The sequence below is a fragment of the Rhodoferax ferrireducens genome (assembly GCF_003347515.1).
Classification (GTDB): domain Bacteria; phylum Pseudomonadota; class Gammaproteobacteria; order Burkholderiales; family Burkholderiaceae_C; genus Rhodoferax.
Map to the genome: position 1 here is coordinate 77,516 of NZ_QEII01000236.1, position 22,208 is coordinate 99,723.

The window sequence follows — 22,208 nt, forward strand, 5'->3', positions numbered from 1 at the left end:
TCTTGAGACAAATCTCGAATATTGCCCTCATCGGCCTCCCCGGTTCCGGTAAATCCACCGTCGGGCGACAACTCGCCCGGCGGCTGCAGCTTCCGTTTTTTGACTCGGACCATGTGATAGAGCAGCAGCTTGGCTGTTCTATCCGCGAATACTTCGAGCGTGAGGGGGAAGACCGCTTCCGCGATGTCGAGGAAGCGGTGATCGACCAGTTGACGCAGAATCCCAAATGTGTGTTGTCCACGGGTGGCGGCGTCGTCTTGCGGCCCGCCAACCGTCAGCATTTGCATGAACGCGGTCAGGTGGTTTACCTGAATTCCTCGCCCGATGAGCTGTTTCGGCGGCTGCGCCACGATGTGAACCGGCCTTTGCTGCAAGTCGCTGACCCGCTCGGTCGCTTGCGCGATTTACATACGTTGCGCGATCCGCTTTATCGGGAGACGGCGCATTTCACCATTGAAACCGGGCGCCCCTCCGTCGCAACCCTGGTCAATATGATTGTGATGCAGCTGGAGCTGGCGGGCGTCGTGCCCAGTTCGTGAGGTGGTCGGGTCGCTGCAGGGTTTCCCTGCCAGTGGCAGCACGGTGCATCCCCAAGAGCCTCTAAACTCAAGGGTATGAATGCTTCAGACCCGCAACCAACTTCACCAGGCGCAACCGTTTCTATTGATCTCGGCGATCGCAGCTACGACATTGCCATCGGTGGTGCACTTCTTGACAATCCTCTAACCTATTCAGAGCTGCCCGGTGCCAGTAGCGCCCTGATTGTGAGCAACACCACGGTCGGCCCTCTGTATGCGAAGCGTCTGCAGAAGGCTTTGCAGGGAAAGTACGCCGCCATCCACATGCTGACCTTGCTGGACGGGGAAGTGTTCAAGACTTGGGAAACCCTCAACCTGATTTTCGATGCGCTGTTAAACAACGGCTGTGATCGGAAGACAATTCTCTTCGCGCTCGGTGGCGGCGTTGTGGGGGACATGACTGGCTTTGCGGCGGCCAGCTATATGCGCGGCGTGCCTTTTGTCCAGGTTCCCACCACCTTGCTGGCGCAAGTCGATTCTTCGGTCGGCGGCAAAACCGGCATCAACCATCCGCTGGGCAAGAACATGGTGGGCGCGTTTTACCAGCCGCTCAAAGTGGTGTGTGATCTGGACACGCTCAAGAGCCTGCCCGAACGTGAACTCAGTGCCGGACTGGCTGAAGTCATCAAATACGGACCGATTGCCGATCTGACATTTCTTGACTGGATTGAGGCTCATATCGACGCCCTGATGGCACGCGAGCCCGCGGCGCTGGCCCATGCGGTCAAGCGCAGCTGTGAAATCAAGGCTTGGGTCGTGGGTCAGGACGAGCGCGAAGCGGGGCTGCGCGCCATCCTCAATTTTGGCCACACTTTTGGCCACGCGATTGAGGCCGGGCTGGGTTACGGCCAGTGGCTGCATGGCGAGGCGGTGGGTTGTGGCATGGTCATGGCGGCTCATTTGTCGCATCGACTGGGCTTGGTGGATGCGGCCTTGGTTCGGCGCTTGACGGCGCTGATTCAAAAAGCCGGTTTGCCGGTGATCGGGCCGCGCCTGTCGGAGACGGACAACGCCGGGCGCTACCTTGAACTCATGCGCGTGGACAAAAAGGCGGAAGGTGGGGAAATCAGATTCGTCGTGATTGATGGGCCCGCCCGGGCCGCCGTGCGCAGCGCACCGGATGCGCTGGTGCGCGAGGTAATAGATTCGTGTTGCGCCTGATTGCTATGTAAATAATAGCTAATTGCGCTTATTCGACGAGGGCTAGAGCCTTATTTTTCACAAATTTATATGACGCTTGCTGTTTTTGCCTGTGATCCCGTCCAGTCGCTCGGCCGTCGTTATCCCCAATCGCCTGCGCCCACGCGCACCGAGTTTCAGCGCGATCGTGACCGCATTGTTCATTGCACGGCATTTCGCCGTCTGGTCTACAAAACGCAGGTGTTTCTCAACCACGAAGGCGACCTGTTTCGCACGCGTCTCACGCACTCGCTGGAGGTGGCTCAGCTTGGGCGGTCCATTGCCCGTTCTTTGGGGCTGAATGAAGACCTGGTCGAGGCCATTGCGCTGGCGCACGACCTGGGCCACACGCCGTTCGGCCATGCTGGTCAGGATGCGCTCAATGAATGCATGGCCGCGTTCGGTGGCTTCGAGCACAACCTGCAAAGCCTGCGCGTGGTGGACCAGCTGGAAGAGCGTTATCCCCAGTTCGACGGCCTGAACCTGACCTTCGAGACGCGCGAAGGCATTCTGAAACACTGTTCGCGCAGCAACGCCGAGCAACTGGAACTCAGCGAGCCGGGCGGCGTGGGGCGCCGCTTTCTGGACCGCAGCCAGCCCAGCCTGGAGGCGCAGCTGTGTAATCTCGCCGATGAAATTGCCTATAACGCGCATGACATTGACGACGGCGTGCGCTCCGGCCTGATTACGCTGGAGCAGTTGCAGGCGGTCGCGCTGTTTGACGATTTCCGGCAGCAGACCCTGGCCGAGTATCCGCAGTTGCAGGATAAAACGCAGGGCCGTCGCCTGCTTTACGAGACGATCCGGCGCATGCTCAGCGCCCAGGTGTATGACGTCATCGTCGCCACCCAGGGTGCGCTGGACATGGCCGCGCCACGCAGCGCGGAAGAAGCACGCCAGATGGCGCCCATGCTGCAGTTTGGCGAGGACATGCGCATCAAGTCGCAAACACTCAAACAATTCCTGTTGCACCAGTTGTACCGCCATCCCCAGGTCATGCACACCACCGGGCAGGCCAAGCAGATGGTGCGCGAGCTGTTTGCCGCCTATCTGGCCAGTCCGGTGGAAATGCAGGGCCGATTTCTGGCGCGCTCCGACGCAGCCTGCGGCACACCGGATGCGACGCGTACGGCCGCCCGCGTGGTGGCCGATTACATCGCTGGCATGACCGACCGCTTTGCCGGGCGGGAGCATGAACGTCTCACTGGCCAGCGTTTGTTGTCATGAACCTGGCCGGGCACGTGGCATGAACCATCCGTTGCGAAACGAAGAAGGGCGCCCGGATTCGCCTCAGGTCCTTAGTTCGGCCTTCGTGGTTATTCTGGCCGGCGTCAGTGCTGCCCTGCATATCGGCAAGTTGCCACCGGCCTTGCCCGTGTTGCGCGAGGCGCTGGGCATCACGCTGCTGCAATCCGGATTTTTGCTGTCCATGGTGCAACTGGCCGGCATGACCTTGGGCCTCGCTGTCGGGCTGACGGCTGACGGTATCGGCTTGCGGCGCAGTCTGCTAACCGGGCTTCTGGTGCTTTTTGGGGCGGGAGCCTTGGGTGGCTGGGCGCAGGATGCTTCCAGTTTGATAGCGCTGCGGGCACTCGAAGGTTTCGGCTTTCTGTTGGTGTCCATGCCGGCACCGGGTCTGGTGCGCCAGTTGGTGCCCCCGCATCGCCTGAGTGCCATGCTGGGCATTTGGGGCGCTTACATGCCCTTGGGCACGGCCGTCGCCCTGCTCTTGGGTCCGCTGGTGATCTTGATCAGCAGCTGGCAGACCTGGTGGTGGGGCACGGCGGCACTGTCTTTGGCCATGGCGGTCTGGGTCTGGCGCGTCGTTCCGTCCGACCCGCAACGCCGTGCCCTCGCCAAACCTCTCACGGGCGTGATGGCCAGCACCCGGACCGGCTGGCCTGGGCGCCTGCGCCAAACGCTGGTGTCGCCGGGGCCCTGGCTGGTGGCCCTGAGCTTTGCCGTCTACTCGGGCCAATGGCTGGCAGTGATCGGATTTTTGCCGTCCATCTACGCCCAGGCCGGGGTGGCGGGTGGCAGCAGCGCGGTGTTGACAGCGCTCGCGGCGGCGGTGAATATCGTCGGCAACCTGGCTTCGGGGCGATTCTTGCAGCGCGGCGTGGCGGCGCAGCGTCTGCTCTACACCGGTTTTTGTGTCATGGCTCTGGGGACTTTGCTGGCCTTCGCCACCTGGCCATTGGCGGGCGGTGCCGGCTTGCCAGCTGGGATCCGGTATGCCGCCATCTTGTTGTTCTCGGCGGTGGGCGGCATGATTCCGGGCACCTTGTTCTCCCTGGCCGTGCGGCTGGCCCCCGATGAGCGCACGGTCTCCACCACGGTTGGCTGGATGCAGCAGTGGTCGGCCCTGGGCCAGTTTGCCGGCCCGCCGCTGGTGGCCTGGGTGGCCAGCGGCGCTGGCGGCTGGCATTGGACTTGGCTCGTCACGGGCGCCTGCTCCGTGCTGGGGTTGATGCTGGCGCGCCAAGTGGGGCGCCAGCTTGACGCAAGCGTTGCAGGGATCAACGTGCCCTGTGTAACGCCTCGTTAAAATTGAGCAAACAAGAGCACCCTGGAATCGTCGTGAGTTTTCTCAATCAACTTAAATCGCAAGCCAGTGCTGTGCAGACTGCGCAAAGTGTGCAGCAAACCCACAGCACGGAGAACACCCGATTGACCGAGGCGGCGGCAAAAACCGCCTGGTTGTATGTCACGGACCTGGCAACGCAACTCAATGTGATCGAGCCGGGCGGCCCCACGCTGAGCCTGGACGGCAAAACCCCCTGGCCGCTCATGAAGCTGATGGCGTTCCGCGTCGATGCGCGCCAAAAGAAGCTGCGCGACCAGGAGGTGTTTGACTACATCGCCATGGGCTGGCGCATTGTGCCGCGCGATGGCGCACCAGTTGCCGGCAGCGTCAGTGCCAATTTTCCGCCGGATTTGCAGCGTATAGAAACACGTTTGTCGGCTGGCACCGTCGAGCATGAACGCGTCAATGTGCGCCATCCTGAGAAGAACACTTTGCAGGCGATCCGCTTCGATTACATGACCGAGGCGCGCGGCAGCCTCACCATCAGCACCGATCACGAAGCGGCCAAGCTGGCGTTTCGCCTGGTCAATGCGCAAGGGTTTGAGATCGTGAATACAAGCTACCCGGCCGCGCAAATCCAGAGCCGTGTGCTCGACGAGCTGGCCAAACTGATCGTCGGGCAGATCAGCCGCTTTGTTTAAGAGAGTTAGCAACATGCAAGTAACGACACAAACCGCCATTGACGATACCCGAGTCTGGCTGGAGCGCGCGGTGATTGGTCTGAACCTGTGCCCGTTCGCCAAAAGCGTCCATGTCAAGGGGCAAATTCACTATGTGGTGAGTCGCGCCCAGACGGCGCAAGACCTCCTGAAAGATCTGGTTTTTGAACTAAAAGAGCTGCTAGCCCAGGACCCATCAGCGCGAGATACTACGCTTTTGATAGCGCCTGACTGTCTTGCCGATTTCCTCGATTTCAACGATTTTCTGGCCGAGGCCGATCAGGCCTTGCTCGATCTGGAACTCGATGGCGTGCTGCAAATCGCCAATTTGCACCCGAACTACCAGTTCGCCGGTACCCGGCCCGACGACATCACGAACTGCACCAACCGTGCCCCGTACCCCACCTTGCACCTGCTGCGCGAAGACAGCATTGACCGCGCGGTGGAGGCCTTTCCCGAGGCGGAGACCATTTTTGAGCGCAACATGGAAACCATGGAACGGCTTGGCCCCGAGGGCTGGACTGCGCTGGGGGTAGGGCGTTCGCAGGAATGCCCGCATGCGTCGCTGATAGAAGAAACACCTGGCGCCAAAGGGTTTGGCGGACAAAAAGCATGAAAACAAAAAAATCTGATCGTCCGGCCCACAGCGGGTCGCAAGCCGCTACGCCCTCCAAGCCGCCGGCCAATGCGCAAGCGCTTGCCGTCATCGCCCCTGAAATCAGGCCCGGTCAGTCCATCGAGTTGCTCAAGGAGTTGCACATCCTCACCCGCGAGGGCAAGCTCAACCAGGACTCGCGGCGCAAACTCAAGCAGGTCTACCACCTGTTCCAGTTCATTGAGAAGCTCTTGCTGGAGCTGCTGGACAGCAAAGCAGGCCAGGAGCGCGGCCTCACCCTGGCCGACCACGGCGCGGGCAAGTCCTACCTCGGCTTCATCATTTACGACCTGTTCTTCAAGGCGCAAAAGGCGGGGCACATTTACGGTGTCGAGACCCGTTCCGAACTGGTGCAGAAATCGCGCGAGCTGGCGGCACGGCTCGGCTTCGAGCGCATGTCCTTCCTGAACCTGAGCGTGGCCGAGTCGGCGCAGTCGGAGCTGCTGCCTGAGGGGATTGACGTGGTCACTGCATTGCACGCCTGCGACACCGCCACCGACGACGCCATCGCCTTCGGCCTGCAAAAACGTGCCAAATTCATGGTGCTGGTGCCCTGTTGCCAGGCCGAAGTGGCGCGTGTCTTAAGCCAGCACAAAGCCCTGTCGCTGTCACGCACGCCGCTGGCCGAACTGTGGCGGCACCCGCTGCACACGCGCGAGATGGGCAGCCAAATCACCAATGTCTTGCGCTGCCTGTACCTGGAGGCCTGCGGCTACCAGGTCACCGTCACCGAGCTGGTGGGCTGGGAACACAGCATGAAGAACGAGCTCATCATCGCCCGCCACACCGGCCAGCCCAAACGGGCGGCCGCGCAGCGCCTGCGCGACGTATTGCAGGAATTCGGACTGACCAGCTTGCTGGAGACGCGCTTCAGATTGCCCGAAGTCCAGGGTTCGGGCAACACGACGGACAACGCGTCCGACACCGTCGCCACGGTTTGACGGCCCATGGCCCGTCTGCCCCGCCTGACCCTATCCGGTTACCCGCACCACATCATCCAGCGCGGCAACAACCGCCAGCCCATTTTTGCCTCCAACGCGGATGACCAGACCCTGCTGGACCTACTGGACGAGAACGCCAGAAAGTTCAGCGTCGCCATCCATGCCTATGTGCTGATGGGCAATCACTTTCACCTGCTGGCCACGCCGCAAACGGCGGACGGCCTGCCGCAGTTGATGCAGGCCGTGGGCCGGCGCTATGTGCGCTATTTCAACGACACCCAACAACGCACCGGCACCTTGTGGGAAGGGCGCTACAAATCCACCCTGATCCAGGCCGAGCGTTATTTGCTCGCCTGCATGGTCTATATCGACCTCAACCCGGTGCGTGCCGGGCTGGTGACGCAGGCGCGGGACTATCCCTGGTCGAGCCACGGCCACTACACGGGCCAGCGCATCGACAAGCTCATCACGCCGCATCCCCTGGTCTGGGCCTTGGGCAACACACCGTTCGCCCGCGAAGCGGCTTACGCTGAACTAGTGCAGCGTGGCATCAACCCGGTGCAGCAGACTGCTTTGACGGACTCGGTTCTGCGGGGCTGGGCCTTGGGGGAGCCTGATTTTGTGGCTGATTTACAAAAAAGAACCGAGCGTCGTGTCACGAAAAGCACGGCCGGGCGTCCGGTTTCAACTCGAAAAATACAGTGAAATTAGCCTGTATCCCTTGCGTATAGTTCGTAAGTAGCTATTATTTTTGATGTGTCCCTAATTTAAAGTCGGCTAAATTATTCGGCAAATAATTGGAATCTGACCCCAATTATTCTGCTTGGCACTTTTGTTGCGTTGCAGTATTCTTCAATCCCTCTGATATTTTTAGGAGTGCGCCATGACCACGGCTGCCGAAATCCAACATCTTCAAAACAACGGTTTGTATTCCGCCGAGAACGAGCACGATGCTTGTGGCGTGGGCTTTGTGGCGCACATCAAGGGCACGAAGTCGCACGACATCGTCAAGAATGCGCTCAAGATTCTTGAAAACCTGGACCACCGGGGTGCTGTCGGCGCCGACAAGCTGATGGGTGACGGCGCCGGCATTCTGATCCAGTTGCCCGACGCGCTGTACCGCGAAGAGATGGCCGCGCAAGGCGTGACGCTGCCACCCCCGGGCGAATACGGCGTGGGCATGGTCTTTTTGCCCAAGGAGCACGCTTCGCGGCTGGCTTGCGAGCAGGAGATGGACCGCGCCATCAAGGCCGAGGGCCAGGTCTTGCTGGGTTGGCGCGATGTGCCGGTGAACCGCGACATGCCGATGTCGCCGACCGTGCGCAAAAAAGAGCCGGTGCTGCGCCAGGTCTTTATCGGCCGTGGCAACGATGTGATCGTGCAGGACGCACTGGAGCGCAAGCTGTATGTGATTCGCAAAACGGCGAGCGCAGCGATCCAGAACCTGCAGCTCAAGCACAGCAAGGAATACTACGTGCCCAGCATGTCCAGCCGGACCGTGGTCTACAAGGGCTTGCTGCTGGCCGATCAGGTGGGGGTTTACTTCAAGGACCTGGAAGACGTGCGCTGCGTCTCGGCCCTGGGCCTGGTGCACCAGCGCTTTTCCACCAACACCTTCCCCGAGTGGCCGCTGGCTCACCCGTACCGCTATGTGGCGCACAACGGCGAGATCAATACCGTCAAGGGCAACTACAACTGGATGAAGGCTAGAGAGGGCGTGATGTCGTCGCCGGTGCTGGGCGCGGATCTGCAAAAGCTGTACCCGATCAGCTTCGCCGGGCAGTCCGACACCGCCACCTTTGACAACTGCCTGGAACTGCTGACGATGGCGGGTTACCCCATCAGCCAGGCCGTGATGATGATGATTCCCGAGCCCTGGGAACAGCACACCACCATGGACGAGCGCCGCAAGGCCTTCTACGAATACCACGCCGCCATGATGGAGCCGTGGGACGGCCCGGCCTCGATCGTGTTCACCGACGGCCGCCAGATCGGCGCCACGCTGGACCGCAACGGCCTGCGCCCCTCGCGCTACTGCATCACCGATGACGACCTGGTCATCATGGCGTCCGAGTCCGGCGTGCTGCCCGTGCCGGAGAACAAGATCGTGCGCAAATGGCGCCTGCAGCCCGGCAAGATGTTCCTGATTGATCTGGAACAGGGCCGCATGATCGACGACGAAGAGATCAAGGCAACCCTGGCCAACAGCAAGCCCTACACGCAGTGGATCGAGAACCTGCGCATCCGTCTGGATGACGTCGTGGGCGGTGGCGAGCCGGCCTCGGCCTCCGAGAGCGTGGTGACTTTGCTGGACCGCCAGCAGGCCTTCGGCTTCACGCAGGAAGACATCAAGTTCCTGATCGCGCCCATGGCCACGGCCGGCGAGGAAGCCATCGGCTCCATGGGCAACGACAGCCCGCTGGCTGTGCTCTCCGACAAGAACAAGCCGCTTTACAACTACTTCAAGCAGTTGTTCGCCCAGGTGACCAACCCGCCAATCGACCCGATTCGCGAGGCGATCGTGATGTCGCTGGTGTCCTTCATTGGCCCCAAACCCAATCTGCTGGACATCAACCATGTCAACCCGCCGATGCGCCTGGAAGTGAGCCAGCCGATTCTCGACTTTGCCGACATGGCCAAGCTGCGCGACATCGAAAAACACACCCAAGGCAAGTTCCGCAGCTACACGCTGGACATTACTTACCCGCTGGTCTGGGGCCGCGAGGGCGTGGAGGCCAAGCTGGCCTCGCTGTGCGCCGAAGCCATGGACGCGATCAAGGGTGGCAAGAACATCCTGATCATCAGCGACCGTTCCGTGAGCGCCACCCAGGTTGCGATTCCGGCATTGCTGGCCCTGAGCGCCATCCATCAGCATCTGGTGGGCGAGGGCTTGCGCACCAATGCCGGCCTGGTGGTCGAGACCGGCACGGCGCGCGAGGTGCACCACTTTGGCGTGCTGGCGGGCTACGGCGCGGAAGCCGTTCACCCCTACCTCGCCATGGAAACACTGGCCAGCATCCACAAGAACCTGCCAGGCGAACTGAGCGCCGACAAGGCGATTTACAACTACGTCAAGGCCGTCGGCAAGGGCTTGTCCAAGATCATGTCCAAGATGGGCGTGTCCACCTACATGAGCTACTGCGGTGCCCAATTGTTCGAGGCCATTGGCCTGAACAGTGAAACCATCGCCAAATATTTCACCGGCACCCCCAGCCGGGTCGAAGGCATCGGCGTGTTCGAGATCGCCGAAGAAGCCATCCGCATGCACAAGGCCGCCTTCAGCGACGACCCGGTGCTGGCCAATATGCTGGACACCGGTGGCGAGTACGCGTGGCGTGCGCGTGGCGAAGAGCACATGTGGAGCCCGGACGCGATTGCCAAGCTGCAGCACAGCACAAGGGCCAACAACTGGAATACCTACAAGGAGTACGCCCAGCTGATCAACGACCAGAGCAAGCGCCACATGACCTTGCGCGGCCTGTTCGAGTTCAAAATTGACCCGGCCAAGGCCATTCCTTTGGACGAGGTCGAATCGGCCAAGGAAATTGTCAAGCGTTTTGCCACCGGCGCCATGTCGCTGGGCTCGATTTCGACCGAGGCGCATGCCACGCTGGCCGTCGCCATGAACCGCATCGGCGGCAAGAGCAACACCGGCGAAGGCGGCGAAGATCCGGCCCGCTACCGCAACGAGCTCAAGGGCATCCCGATCAAGAAGGGCGATTCACTCAAGAGCGTGATTGGTAACGACGTGGTGGAAGTCGACCTGCCGTTGCAGGACGGCGACTCGCTGCGTTCGCGCATCAAGCAGGTGGCCTCGGGCCGCTTTGGCGTCACCGCCGAGTACCTGACCAGTGCCGACCAGATCCAGATCAAGATGGCCCAAGGCGCCAAGCCTGGCGAAGGCGGCCAGCTGCCTGGCGGCAAGGTGTCCGAGTACATCGGCCGTCTGCGCCATTCCGTGCCGGGCGTGGGCCTGATTTCGCCGCCGCCGCACCACGACATTTATTCGATTGAAGACTTGGCGCAGCTGATTCACGACCTGAAAAACGTGGCACCGCATGCCGGCATCAGCGTCAAGCTGGTGGCTGAAATCGGCGTCGGCACCATCGCCGCGGGCGTTGCCAAGTGCAAGGCCGACCATGTGGTGATCGCCGGCCACGACGGCGGCACCGGCGCCTCGCCTTGGTCGTCCATCAAGCATTGCGGCAGCCCGTGGGAAATCGGCCTGGCCGAAACCCAGCAAACCCTGGTGCTGAACCGTCTGCGCAGCCGCATCCGCGTGCAGGCTGACGGCCAGATGAAAACCGGCCGCGATGTCGCCATTGGCGCGCTCTTGGGTGCCGACGAGTTCGGCTTTGCTACCGCACCGCTGGTGGTGGAAGGCTGCATCATGATGCGCAAATGCCACCTCAACACCTGCCCGGTGGGCGTGGCCACGCAAGACCCGGCCCTGCGCAAGAAGTTTTCCGGCAAGCCTGAGCATGTGGTGAATTACTTCTTCTTCATCGCCGAAGAAGTGCGCCAGATCATGGCGCAGCTGGGTATCCGCAAGTTTGACGACATGATCGGCCGCGCCGACCTGCTCGACATGCGCCAGGGCATCGAACACTGGAAGGCCAGCGGCCTGGATTTCGGTCGTCTGTTTGCGCTGCCCAATGTGCCGGCCGACGTACCACGCTACCAGACGCTGGAGCAAGACCACGGTCTTGAAAAGTCGCTCGACAAGGTGCTGATTGCCAAGTCCCGCGCGGCGATCGACAAGGGTGAAAAAGTGCAGTTCATGGAAATGACGCGCAACGTTAATCGCTCGGTCGGCGCCATGTTGTCCGGCGCGGTGACCCAGGTGCACCCGGAGGGTTTGCCGGACGACACCATCCGCATCCAGCTGGAGGGCACGGGCGGTCAGTCCTTCGGTGCCTTCCTGACGCGCGGCATCACGCTCTACCTGATTGGCGACGCCAACGACTATACCGGCAAGGGCCTGAGCGGCGGCCGCGTGGTGGTGCGACCCAGCATCGACTTCCGGGGCGAGGCGATCCGCAACACCATCGTCGGCAACACGGTGATGTATGGCGCCACCGCCGGCGAGGCTTTCTTCAGTGGTGTCGGCGGCGAACGCTTTGCGGTGCGCCTCTCCGGTGCCACCACCGTGGTGGAAGGCACAGGCGACCATGGTTGCGAATACATGACCGGCGGCACCGTGGCCGTGCTGGGCAAAACCGGACGCAACTTTGCCGCCGGCATGAGCGGCGGCATCGCCTATGTGTATGACGAAGACGGCCAGTTTGCCAAACGCTGCAACACCGCCATGGTGTCGATGGAGAAAGTGCTGACCACGGCCGAGCAGCAAGCCAGCGTGGATTCAAGCCTCTGGCATCGCGGTCAAAGCGATGAAGCGCAGCTCAAGAAACTGCTGGAAGACCACAACCGCTGGACCGGCAGCAAGCGCGCGCGTGAATTGCTCGATACCTGGGCCGTGTCCCGTCTGAAGTTCGTCAAGGTGTTCCCCAATGAATACAAACGTGCCTTGGGCGAGATTCATGCACGAAAAGAAGCTCTAGCCCTTACCAGCCGTGCGCAAGCTGCTATGAAAAAAGAAGCGGTTCCGGCCAAATAAGGCTTGCACCAGCGCAAACTGAAAGTGTTGGGGAGAGAACGCAAGCTCTGTCCCCCCAAAAATTAATAGCTTGAGGGCAGCGTTGAAGGGCTGTCCCGCAAAGGAGTAGAGATGGGTAAAGTTACCGGCTTCATGGAGTTTGAGCGCATCGAAGAGGGCTACAAGCCCGTGCCCGAGCGCCTGAAGAGTTACAAGGAATTTGTCATCGGTCTGGATGACGCGCAGGCCAAGGTGCAGGCGGCGCGCTGTATGGATTGCGGCACACCGTTTTGCAACAACGGCTGCCCGGTCAACAACATCATTCCTGATTTCAACGACCTGGTGTACCAGGGCGACTGGAAAAACGCGATTGACGTGCTGCACAGCACCAACAATTTCCCCGAGTTCACCGGCCGCATTTGCCCGGCACCGTGCGAGGCGGCTTGTGTACTCAATGTGAACGACGATGCCGTGGGCATCAAGTCCATCGAGCACGCCATCATCGACCGCGCCTGGGCGGAGGGCTGGGTGCTGGCGCAACCGGCCAAGCACAAGACAGGCAGATCAGTCGCCGTGGTGGGCTCCGGCCCGGCCGGCATGGCGGCAGCGCAACAGTTGGCCCGCGTCGGCCACGATGTCACCCTGTTCGAGAAGAATGACCGGGTTGGCGGCTTGCTGCGCTACGGCATTCCCGACTTCAAGATGGAGAAGTCGCACATCGATCGCCGCGTCGAGCAGCTGAAAAAAGAGGGCGTCACCATCCGTACCAGCGTTCTGGTGGGCGAGCTGCCGAAATCGGGTCCAGGCTCCAAGGTGACCAACTGGGCCAAGGAAACCATTTCTGCCGCCCAGCTGCAAAAAGACTTTGACGCCATTGTGCTGACCGGTGGCTCCGAGCAGTCGCGCGATCTGCCCGTGCCGGGCCGCGACCTGGACGGCATTCACTTCGCCATGGAGCTCCTGCCCCAGCAGAACAAGGTCAATGCCGGTGACAAACTCAAGAACCAGTTGTCTGCCTCCGGCAAGCACGTCATCGTCATCGGCGGCGGTGACACCGGTTCGGACTGCGTGGGCACCAGCAACCGCCATGGCGCCGTCAGCGTCACCCAGTTCGAGGTGATGCCCCAGCCCCCGGTGGAAGAAAACCGCCCCATGACCTGGCCTTACTGGCCGCTCAAGCTGCGCACCAGCTCCAGTCATGACGAAGGCTGCTCGCGCGAGTTCGCCATTTCCACCAAGGAATTCATCGGCGAAAAAGGCAAGGTCACTGGCCTGAAAACCGTTCGCGTCGAATGGAAAGACGGGAAAATGGTCGAAGTGGCCGGCAGCGAGCTGGTGCTGAAGGCCGATCTGGTCTTGCTGGCCATGGGTTTTGTCAACCCGGTGGCCACCGTGCTGGAAGCCTTCGGAGTCGACAAGGATGGCCGTGGCAACGCCAAAGCGACGACCGAGTTCACCGGTGGCTATGCCACCAACGTACCCAAGGTGTTTGCCGCCGGCGACATCCGTCGCGGCCAGAGCCTGGTCGTGTGGGCCATCCGCGAAGGCCGTCAGGCCGCGCGGGCGGTGGATGAATTCCTGATGGGATTCAGCGATTTGCCAAGGTAATTCATCGGCACGGACCAGGACATTAGGGCAATCCCTTATGATCCCCTAGGTCCGGGGCAGCCCGGGCCTTTGTTATTTTTGCAACTCTGCAGGACAGACCGCAGCCATGCGCCGCGCGACTGCCCTGTTCCCAACTGTATTAATGGTCCCAACTTCAGAATCTCTTGTCGAGCTGCGTCACCTGACCTTTGGTTATGGTGAGCGGGTCATTCTGGACGACATTTCCCTGTCCGTGCCACGCGGCAAGGTCACGGCGCTCATGGGGGCCTCGGGCGGCGGCAAGACGACGATTTTGCGGCTGATCGGCGGGCAGAACCGGGCTCAATCGGGTGAGCTGCTGTTTGACGGGCAAGATGTCACGCCCATGGACCAGGCGCAAATTTACGCGGCGCGGCGCCGCATGGGCATGTTGTTCCAGTTTGGCGCCTTGTTCGCGGACTTGTCGGTGTTTGAGAATGTGGCGTTCCCGCTGCGTGAACACACTGATTTGTCCGACGCCCTGATTCGGGACATTGTCCTGATGAAGCTCAATGCCGTCGGCCTGCGCGGCGCGCGCGACCTGATGCCCAGCGAAGTGTCGGGCGGCATGGCGCGTCGCATTGCCCTGGCGCGCGCTATTGCACTGGACCCTGAGTTGGTGATGTATGACGAGCCGTTTTCCGGCCTCGATCCGATCTCCCTGGGCACGGCCGCGCGCCTGATACGCCAGCTCAATGATTCCATGGGGTTGACCAGCGTTTTTGTGTCGCACGAGCTGGAGCAGACGTTCGCGATTTCCGACCACGTCATTATTCTGGCCAATGGCAAGATTGCCACCCAGGGCACGCCCGAGGAAGTACGGCAAAGCACCGATCCGCTGGTCTACCAGTATGTGAACGCCTTGTCGGACGGGCCGGTGCGCTTTCATTATCCGGGTCCATCAATTGATGAAGATTTTGGTTTGGGCACCGTTGCGGTGCCAACGCCCCAAATGACGGGAACCGCCTCATGAGCTGGTACAAGCCGGCCGACATCGGCTTTGCCGTTCGCAGCCAGTTGGCCGATCTGGGCCAAGGCGCCCGCCTTTTCGTTCGCTTGCTGGGCACGTTGGGCGGCAGTTTCAAGCGCTTTGGACTGATTCGCGACCAGATTCATTTTCTGGGCAACTATTCGCTGGCCATCATTGCGGTGTCCGGCCTGTTTGTTGGATTTGTTTTTGGTTTGCAGGGTTACTACACTTTGCAGCGCTATGGTTCATCGTCGGCCTTGGGCTTGCTGGTGACGCTCACCCTGGTCCGCGAGTTGGGGCCGGTGGTAACCGCCTTGCTGTTTGCCGGTCGGGCCGGCACCTCGCTGACGGCCGAGATTGGTCTCATGAAGGCGGGCGAGCAAATCAGCGTCATGGAAATGATGGCGGTTGACCCGGTGCTGCGCGTTTTGGCGCCCCGGTTCTGGGCCGGCATCATCACGATGCCCCTGCTGGCCGCCGTGTTCAGCGCCATGGGCATCATTGGCGGCTGGGCGGTGGGCGTACTGATGATTGGCGTGGATGGCGGTTCGTTCTGGAGTCAGATTCAGGGTGGCGTCGATGTATGGAAGGACGTCGGCAACGGCGTCATCAAGAGCATCGTGTTTGGTTTTACGGTGACTTTTATCGCCTTGTTGCAGGGATTTGAAGCCCAGCCCACGCCCGAAGGCGTGGCCAGCGCAACCACCCGAACCGTGGTGGTTTCGTCTCTGTCGGTTCTTGGTCTGGATTTCATCCTGACGGCCATGATGTTTACTATATGAATAACTGAAACCTCGTTGAGCAGGCCGTCGCTGGATAAAGTTGGCAAGCGCTGCCGCCAATGAGTGTCGGAATAAGAAGGAAGTTTGATGCAACGTTCGAAGAATGATGTGTGGGTGGGTCTATTTGTGCTGATTGGTGCGGTGGCCATCCTGTTTTTGGCCCTGCAGGCCGCCAATTTGCTGACTTTGAATTTCCAGAGCAGCTATCTGGTCAACGCCAAATTTGACAATGTTGGCGGACTCAAGCCCAAGGCCGCGGTGCGCAGTGCGGGCGTGGTCGTGGGCCGAGTCGAAGAGATCGCCTTTGACGACAAATCCTTCCAGGCCCGAGTGACCCTGGCGATGGAGAGTCGTTACGTCTTCCCCAAAGACAGTTCGCTGAAAATTCTGACCAGTGGTTTGCTGGGTGAGCAATACCTGGGAATAGAGCCCGGTGCCGAAGAAAAAACACTGGTGGCCGGCGATACCATTTCCAGCACCCAGTCGGCCATGGTGCTGGAAAGCCTGATCAGTCAGTTCATGTACAGCAAGGCCGCCGACGGCAGTGCGGCTGACAGCAATAAAGATAAGGCCAAAAAATGAAGCTCATTGTCTGCATGCTGTCAGCTCTTGTGCTGCTCTGCGGCTGTGCCAGCGGGCCCGCCGCCAATCCGCGCGATCCACTTGAGCCCTTCAATCGTGGCGTCTTCCGGTTCAACGATGCCGTGGACAAGGCGGTGCTCAAACCCGTGGCCACGGCCTATCGTGATGTCTTGCCAACGCCAGTGCGCCGCGGCGTTGCCAATTTCTTTGGCAATCTGGAAGACGCGTGGTCATTCGTGAACAACACCCTGCAACTCAAAGGCGAGGCGGCGGCCGACAGCCTGGCCCGCTTCGGCGTCAATACCCTTTTTGGCTTGGGGGGTGTGTTGGACGTCGCCAGCGAGATGCGAATCGAGAAGCACACTAAGGATTTTGGCCATACCCTGGGTTATTGGGGGGTTGCCCCGGGTCCCTATCTGGTCCTGCCCCTGCTGGGACCTTCCAGTCTGCGCGAGACTGTGGCATTGCCGGTGGACATGCAGGGTGATATCGTTGGCAATATGGGGCACGTCCCCACGCGTAATACCTTGATCGTGGTGAGAGCCATTGACACACGATCGGAATTGCTCAAAGCCACCGCGATGCTGGAGCAAGCTGCGCTGGACAGGTACACGTTCACCCGCGACGCCTACCTTCAGCGCCGCCGCAGCAGTGTTTATGACGGCAACCCACCGGAGGAAAAAACGGGGGAAATATGGCCGGCGCAGCAAGATTTAGCGGAACCGCAGGCAGAAACGGGAACCGAAACGGGACCTGAAACGTTAATCAAGGCCGGGCTTCCCGGTGATGGAAAGGACAAACCATGAATCGTCGTATGTTTAGTCACCTGTTCAGCGTGCTTATCTTGAGCGCATCGAGTCTGTTGGCCCTGCCGGCGAGCGCGGCGGATGAACCCGCGGACGCTTTGATCAAACGCCTGTCCACTGACGTGCTGGACAGCATCAAGGCCGACAAAGCCATCCAGGGCGGGGACGTGTCCCGGATCGTTGCGCTGGTGGATGCCAAGATCATGCCCAACGTCAACTTCCAGCGCATGACGGCCTCCGCTGTGGGACCGGCCTGGCGCCAGGCAAGCCCTGAGCAGCAAAAGCGGTTGCAGGAGGAGTTCAAGATCTTGCTGGTGCGCACCTATGCCGGCGCGTTGACCCAGGTCAGCGATCAGACCATTGAGGTCAAGCCCATGCGTGCGGCCGCTGAAGATAAAGAGGTGACAGTTCGTACCGAGGTCAAAGGCCGGGGCGACCCCATTCAACTGGACTACAAGCTGGAAAAAACCCCCGGTGAGGGGGCTGGCTGGAAAATCCACAACCTGAACGTGTTGGGCGTGTGGCTGGTGGAAACCTATCGCAGCCAGTTTGCGCAGGAAATCAATGCCAAAGGCATCGATGGCTTGATTGCCAGCCTGACCACCCGTAACAAGGCCAACACCAACGCCAAAAAGGGATAAGTGTGCTGGTATTGCCCAAAGAGTTGACGCAAGTCCACGCCACCGCGTGCCTGCGCATGCTGGTGCAGGGCCTGCGCGCGCTGCCGGGTCCGGATGTGGTGGTTGACGCAAGCGCGCTGAGCCGCTTTGATTCAGCGGCGCTGGCTGTCTTGCTGGAATTCCGGCGGGAAACGCTGGCGGCAGGCAAGCGTTTTCTGGTGCGTGGACTACCGGCCCGCCTGGGTGATCTGGCTACGCTGTACGGGGTTGTTGAGTTGCTACCATCCGCTTGACTCTCCCGTGTCTTGGGAGCGACCCCGGCTCATGAAATGTTGAGGAGCGGGCCTGTTCGCCTCGTTTAACAGCGGCCAGTCCCGCAAGTCTCTAAAATAACGCTCTTCATGCCTGCCATTTCCTTTCAGTCCGTTTCCAAGTCCTATCCTTCCCCGCGTGGACCCAAAGGCAGCACTTTTCTAGCACTCGATCGCGTCAGCCTCGACATCGAAGAGGGCGAGTTTTTTGGTCTCCTCGGCCCCAACGGCGCCGGCAAGACCACCATGATCAGCATTCTGGCGGGCTTGTCGCGCGCCAATGCGGGCAGGGTGTCGGTGCTCGGCCACGATGTCCAGGCGGATTACGCCCAGGCCCGGCGCAGCCTTGGTGTGGTGCCGCAGGAGTTGGTGTTTGACCCGTTTTTCAGCGTGCGCGAGGCGCTGCGCATCCAGTCCGGCTACTTTGGTGTGAAGAACAACGACGCCTGGATTGACGAGCTGCTGGAAAGCCTGGGGCTGGCCGACAAGGCCGGCGCCAACATGCGCCAGCTCTCCGGCGGCATGAAGCGGCGTGTTCTGGTGGCGCAAGCCCTGGTGCACAAGCCGCCGGTGATCGTGCTGGATGAGCCGACCGCCGGTGTTGACGTGGAGTTGCGCCAGACCTTGTGGCAGTTCATTGCCAAGCTCAACAAGCAGGGCAGCACGGTCTTGCTGACCACGCATTACCTGGAAGAAGCTGAAGCCCTGTGTGGCCGCATTGCCATGCTCAAAACCGGGCGAATTGTGGCGCTGGACCACACCAGTGAGCTGCTCAAGGCGGCCTCCAGCAATGTGCTGCGCTTCAAAATTGACAGTGAACTGCCCAAAGTGCTGGCCGACAAGGCACGCATCACCGGGCGCATTGTTCAGTTTCCCGCGCATGACGCACTGGAAATTGAGCACTACCTGGCGGCTGTGCGCGAGGCCGGTCTGGTGGCGCAGGATGTCGAGATCCGCAAAGCCGATTTGGAAGATGTTTTTCTGGACGTGATGAAAAAGAGCGGGCAAAGCGGAGCGAGTCCTGACGCCGGGCCACCCCAGAACGAAGCAGCCCCGGCGGATACGGGCGCGTTGACTGAAGCGGCAAGCGTGGGGGTGACGTCATGACCGGCTGGCAAACCCTGCTTTACAAGGAAGTGCTGCGTTTCTGGAAGGTGGCATTCCAGACCGTGGCCGGTCCGGTGCTGACCGCCATGCTCTACCTGCTGATCTTCGGCCACGCGCTGGAGGCGCATGTCAAGGTGTACGACAAAATCAGTTACACCGCTTTTCTGGTGCCGGGTCTGGCCATGATGAGCTTGCTGCAAAACGCATTTGCCAACAGCTCATCGTCCTTGATCATGAGCAAAGTGATGGGCAATCTGGTATTTTTGCTGCTGACGCCGCTGTCCTACATGAACTGGTTTGTGGCTTACGTCGGTGCTTCCGTCATTCGTGGTCTGGTCGTCGGTGTGGGGGTGTTTGCCATTTCCGCCCTGTTCACAGATGTCAGCTTTTTCGCGCCGCTGTGGATCATGATCTTTGCCGTGATGGGCGCCGCACTGATGGGTACCCTGGGCCTGATTGCCGGCTTGTGGGCCGAAAAGTTTGACCAACTGGCGGCGTTTCAGAATTTCGTCGTCATGCCCATGACCTTTCTCAGTGGCGTTTTTTATTCCATCCATTCGCTGCCCCCGTTCTGGCAAAACGTCAGCCACTTGAATCCGTTTTTCTACATGATTGACGGTTTTCGCTTTGGCTTTTTTGGTGCCAGCGACGTGTCGCCCTGGCTGAGCCTGGGTGTTGTGGGCGGTGCGCTGGTCGCGGTGAGCGCGGTGGCGGTGTATCTGCTTCGCATTGGCTACAAAATACGCAGCTAACGGCTTTTTTCCACTTATTAAACTAATGACATGAATGCAGACCAGATCAAAAACATGATTGCGGCTGGCATCCAATGCGAGCATATCGAGCTTGAAGGCGATGGCCGCCATTGGTACGCCACCATTGCGTCCGTCGAATTTGAAGGCAAACGCGCGATCCAACGCCACCAGATGGTGTACGCGACACTGGGCGACAAAATGAAGAACGATGAAGTTCACGCCCTGTCGATGAAAACCTACACGCCGGCCGAATGGGCCGCCTTGCCCAAACCATGACCGATTCAATAGGCCTGACGAACATGTGCCTCCGATTCTTGCTGAGCTAACCCCATGGATAAATTACTGATTCGCGGCGGTCGCCAGCTGCAGGGCGAGGTTTACATCTCCGGTGCCAAGAACGCCGCCTTGCCGGAGCTGTGTGCCTGCCTGCTGACGGCCGAGCCCGTCATCCTGAGCAACCTGCCGCGCCTGCAGGATGTGAACACCATGCTCAAGCTGATTCGCAACATGGGCGTTGACGTGCAGCATCAAGCGGGCGCGGGCAGGGACGGCCGGGTCACGGTGAACGCCGGATCGCTGACCACACCCGAGGCGCCGTATGAGCTGGTCAAAACCATGCGCGCGTCGGTGCTGGCGCTGGGGCCTTTGCTGGCACGCTTTGGCCATGCCCGCGTGTCCTTGCCCGGCGGCTGCGCCATTGGCTCCCGTCCCGTGGACCAGCACATCAAGGGCCTGACCGCCATGGGTGCCGAGATTGTGGTCGAGCATGGCTACATGATCGCCAAACTGCCGCAAGGCTGGACGCGCCTGAAGGGTGCCCGCATCGCCACCGACATGGTGACCGTCACCGGGACCGAAAACTTTCTGATGGCCGCCTGTCTGGCCGAGGGCGAGACCATTCTGGAGAATGCGGCGCAGGAGCCCGAGATTCCCGATCTGGCCGAAATGTTGATCAAGATGGGCGCGAAAATCGAGGGTCACGGCACTAGCCGCATCCGCATCCAGGGTGTTGAAAAACTGAAGGGTTGCGAGCACCAGGTGGTGGCGGACCGGATCGAGACCGGCACCTTCCTCTGTGCCGTGGCGGCCACGGGCGGCGATGTGTTGCTCCGGCATGGCCGGGTGGAACATCTGGAAGCCGTGGTGGAAAAGCTGCGGGAAGCAGGCGCCACCGTCACTGAAGTGGCGGATGGGATTCACGTCCAGTCCCAGGGGCGCCTTAAGGCGCAGAGTTTTCGCACCACCGAGTACCCGGGTTTTCCGACCGACATGCAGGCGCAGTTCATGGCGCTCAACAGCATTTCGCACGGCACCGCCAAGGTGACCGAGACGATTTTCGAGAACCGCTTCATGCACGTCAACGAGATGGTGCGTCTCGGCGCCAACATCCAGATTGATGGCAAGGTGGCGCTGGTGGAGGGGGTCGAAAAACTCTCGGGCGCCACCGTGATGGCGACCGATCTGCGCGCCTCTGCCAGCCTGGTGATTGCCGGCCTGGTGGCCGAGGGCGAAACCCTGATCGACCGCATCTACCACCTGGACCGCGGTTACGACCAGATGGAAACCAAGCTGCGCGGCCTGGGTGCCGACATTGAAAGAGTGAAATGATGTACCCCCACGCTCACATTCTTTCGCTGCCCCCCGAGGGGGCGTGTGTCTCCTTTGAGGCGGCTCGGCAGGAGACACCATGATTACCCTCGCATTGTCCAAAGGCCGGATCTTTGAAGAAACCTTGCCGCTGCTGCGGGCCGCCGGCATCGATGTGCTGGAAGACCCGGAAAAGTCGCGCAAGCTGATCCTGACGACCAACCAGCCCGATGTGCGTGTGCTGGTGGTGCGCGCCACCGATGTACCGACCTACGTGCAATATGGCGGTGCCGACCTTGGCATCACCGGCAAGGACACGCTGCTGGAGCACGGCAGCGACGGCCTGTACCAGCCGCTTGATTTGCAGATCGCCAAGTGCCGCATCAGCGTCGCCGTGCGGGCGGACTTTGACTACGCCTCGGCGGTGAAACAAGGCTCGCGCCTGAAAGTGGCGACCAAATACGTGGCGATCGCGCGCGAATTTTTCGCCGCCAAAGGCGTGCATGTGGACTTGATCAAGCTCTATGGCAGCATGGAACTCGCACCGCTGGTCGGACTGGCCGATGCCATCGTCGATCTGGTCTCCACCGGCAACACGCTCAAGGCCAACCACCTGGTCGAGGTCGAGCACATCATGGACATCAGCTCGCGGCTGGTGGTGAATCAGGCCGCGCTCAAACTCAAGCAGGCGCCGATCCGCAAGATCATTGACGCGTTTGCCTCCGCTATTGGGAAATGAAGGCAGAGGGAATGAGCAAAGACCTTTCACTCGTCATCGCGACGCCGCAGGCCGTGGCGATCCATGGTGGAATGCCAACGCACTGGATTGCCGCGCTACGCTCGCAATGACGGTTTCCTAAAGCAATTCAT

Annotated in this window: 21 protein-coding genes; all 21 read left to right on the top strand. The window is 60.6% G+C overall.

The window, feature by feature from the left end; translation table 11 throughout:
- The first annotated feature begins 2 nt into the window (after positions 1–2).
- Positions 3–539 (top strand): shikimate kinase, encoded by a 537-nt coding sequence (locus C5P05_RS06020; protein WP_232834369.1) that lies wholly within the window; start codon positions 3–5, stop codon positions 537–539.
- Positions 540–614: 75 nt separating this feature from the next.
- A complete protein-coding gene (gene aroB / locus C5P05_RS06025) occupies positions 615–1,739 on the top strand; it encodes a 3-dehydroquinate synthase (protein WP_114968949.1) in 1,125 nt (374 codons plus the stop codon).
- A gap of 69 nt (positions 1,740–1,808) precedes the next feature.
- On the top strand, positions 1,809–2,984 hold the full coding sequence (locus C5P05_RS06030; protein WP_114968950.1) for a deoxyguanosinetriphosphate triphosphohydrolase: 1,176 nt from the start codon (positions 1,809–1,811) through the stop codon (positions 2,982–2,984).
- A gap of 19 nt (positions 2,985–3,003) precedes the next feature.
- Positions 3,004–4,305, top strand: a complete 1,302-nt coding sequence (locus C5P05_RS06035) for a CynX/NimT family MFS transporter (RefSeq protein WP_114968951.1) — start codon at positions 3,004–3,006, stop codon at positions 4,303–4,305.
- 32 nt (positions 4,306–4,337) lie between these two features.
- Positions 4,338–4,985, top strand: coding sequence for a hypothetical protein (locus tag C5P05_RS06040; RefSeq protein WP_114968952.1), 648 nt, complete (start codon positions 4,338–4,340; stop codon positions 4,983–4,985).
- Between the two features lie 13 nt (positions 4,986–4,998).
- Positions 4,999–5,619 carry a DUF1415 domain-containing protein gene (locus C5P05_RS06045; protein WP_114968953.1) on the top strand — a complete coding sequence of 207 codons (621 nt, stop codon included), beginning with the start codon at positions 4,999–5,001 and terminating at the stop codon, positions 5,617–5,619.
- Complete coding sequence (locus C5P05_RS06050; RefSeq protein WP_114968954.1) at positions 5,616–6,599, top strand: class I SAM-dependent methyltransferase; 984 nt, start codon at positions 5,616–5,618, stop codon at positions 6,597–6,599. Before C5P05_RS06045 ends, C5P05_RS06050 begins: the two co-directional genes overlap by 4 nt.
- Before the next feature lie 6 nt (positions 6,600–6,605).
- On the top strand, positions 6,606–7,304 hold the full coding sequence (locus C5P05_RS06055) for an REP-associated tyrosine transposase (protein ID WP_114968955.1): 699 nt from the start codon (positions 6,606–6,608) through the stop codon (positions 7,302–7,304).
- A gap of 178 nt (positions 7,305–7,482) precedes the next feature.
- Positions 7,483–12,216, top strand: coding sequence for a glutamate synthase-related protein (locus C5P05_RS06060; protein WP_114968956.1), 4,734 nt, complete (start codon positions 7,483–7,485; stop codon positions 12,214–12,216).
- A 111-nt stretch (positions 12,217–12,327) separates the two neighbouring features.
- Positions 12,328–13,803: a glutamate synthase subunit beta gene (locus C5P05_RS06065; RefSeq protein ID WP_114968957.1), complete on the top strand. Its 1,476-nt coding sequence runs from the start codon at positions 12,328–12,330 to the stop codon at positions 13,801–13,803.
- Positions 13,804–13,945: 142 nt separating this feature from the next.
- Complete coding sequence (locus C5P05_RS06070) at positions 13,946–14,794, top strand: ABC transporter ATP-binding protein (RefSeq protein ID WP_114968958.1); 849 nt, start codon at positions 13,946–13,948, stop codon at positions 14,792–14,794.
- Positions 14,791–15,573 (top strand): lipid asymmetry maintenance ABC transporter permease subunit MlaE, encoded by a 783-nt coding sequence (gene mlaE, locus C5P05_RS06075; RefSeq protein WP_114968959.1) that lies wholly within the window; start codon positions 14,791–14,793, stop codon positions 15,571–15,573. The genes C5P05_RS06070 and mlaE overlap by 4 nt, the downstream gene beginning before the upstream one ends.
- Before the next feature lie 87 nt (positions 15,574–15,660).
- Positions 15,661–16,155 carry an outer membrane lipid asymmetry maintenance protein MlaD gene (gene mlaD, locus C5P05_RS06080; RefSeq protein ID WP_114968960.1) on the top strand — a complete coding sequence of 165 codons (495 nt, stop codon included), beginning with the start codon at positions 15,661–15,663 and terminating at the stop codon, positions 16,153–16,155.
- On the top strand, positions 16,152–16,961 hold the full coding sequence (locus C5P05_RS06085; protein WP_114968961.1) for a VacJ family lipoprotein: 810 nt from the start codon (positions 16,152–16,154) through the stop codon (positions 16,959–16,961). The genes mlaD and C5P05_RS06085 overlap by 4 nt, the downstream gene beginning before the upstream one ends.
- Complete coding sequence (locus tag C5P05_RS06090; protein WP_114968962.1) at positions 16,958–17,602, top strand: MlaC/ttg2D family ABC transporter substrate-binding protein; 645 nt, start codon at positions 16,958–16,960, stop codon at positions 17,600–17,602. Before C5P05_RS06085 ends, C5P05_RS06090 begins: the two co-directional genes overlap by 4 nt.
- Before the next feature lie 2 nt (positions 17,603–17,604).
- Positions 17,605–17,874, top strand: a complete 270-nt coding sequence (locus tag C5P05_RS06095) for an STAS domain-containing protein (RefSeq protein WP_114968963.1) — start codon at positions 17,605–17,607, stop codon at positions 17,872–17,874.
- A 108-nt stretch (positions 17,875–17,982) separates the two neighbouring features.
- On the top strand, positions 17,983–18,999 hold the full coding sequence (locus tag C5P05_RS06100; RefSeq protein WP_114968964.1) for an ABC transporter ATP-binding protein: 1,017 nt from the start codon (positions 17,983–17,985) through the stop codon (positions 18,997–18,999).
- Entirely contained in the window at positions 18,996–19,751 is a 756-nt protein-coding gene (locus C5P05_RS06105) for an ABC transporter permease (protein WP_114968965.1), read from the top strand. The genes C5P05_RS06100 and C5P05_RS06105 overlap by 4 nt, the downstream gene beginning before the upstream one ends.
- A 30-nt stretch (positions 19,752–19,781) precedes the next feature.
- Positions 19,782–20,027 (top strand): BolA family protein, encoded by a 246-nt coding sequence (locus C5P05_RS06110; protein ID WP_114968966.1) that lies wholly within the window; start codon positions 19,782–19,784, stop codon positions 20,025–20,027.
- A gap of 54 nt (positions 20,028–20,081) precedes the next feature.
- Positions 20,082–21,359 carry a UDP-N-acetylglucosamine 1-carboxyvinyltransferase gene (gene murA, locus C5P05_RS06115; RefSeq protein ID WP_114968967.1) on the top strand — a complete coding sequence of 426 codons (1,278 nt, stop codon included), beginning with the start codon at positions 20,082–20,084 and terminating at the stop codon, positions 21,357–21,359.
- Between the two features lie 79 nt (positions 21,360–21,438).
- A complete protein-coding gene (hisG, locus tag C5P05_RS06120) occupies positions 21,439–22,077 on the top strand; it encodes an ATP phosphoribosyltransferase (RefSeq protein WP_114968968.1) in 639 nt (212 codons plus the stop codon).
- Positions 22,078–22,208: the final 131 nt, after the last annotated feature.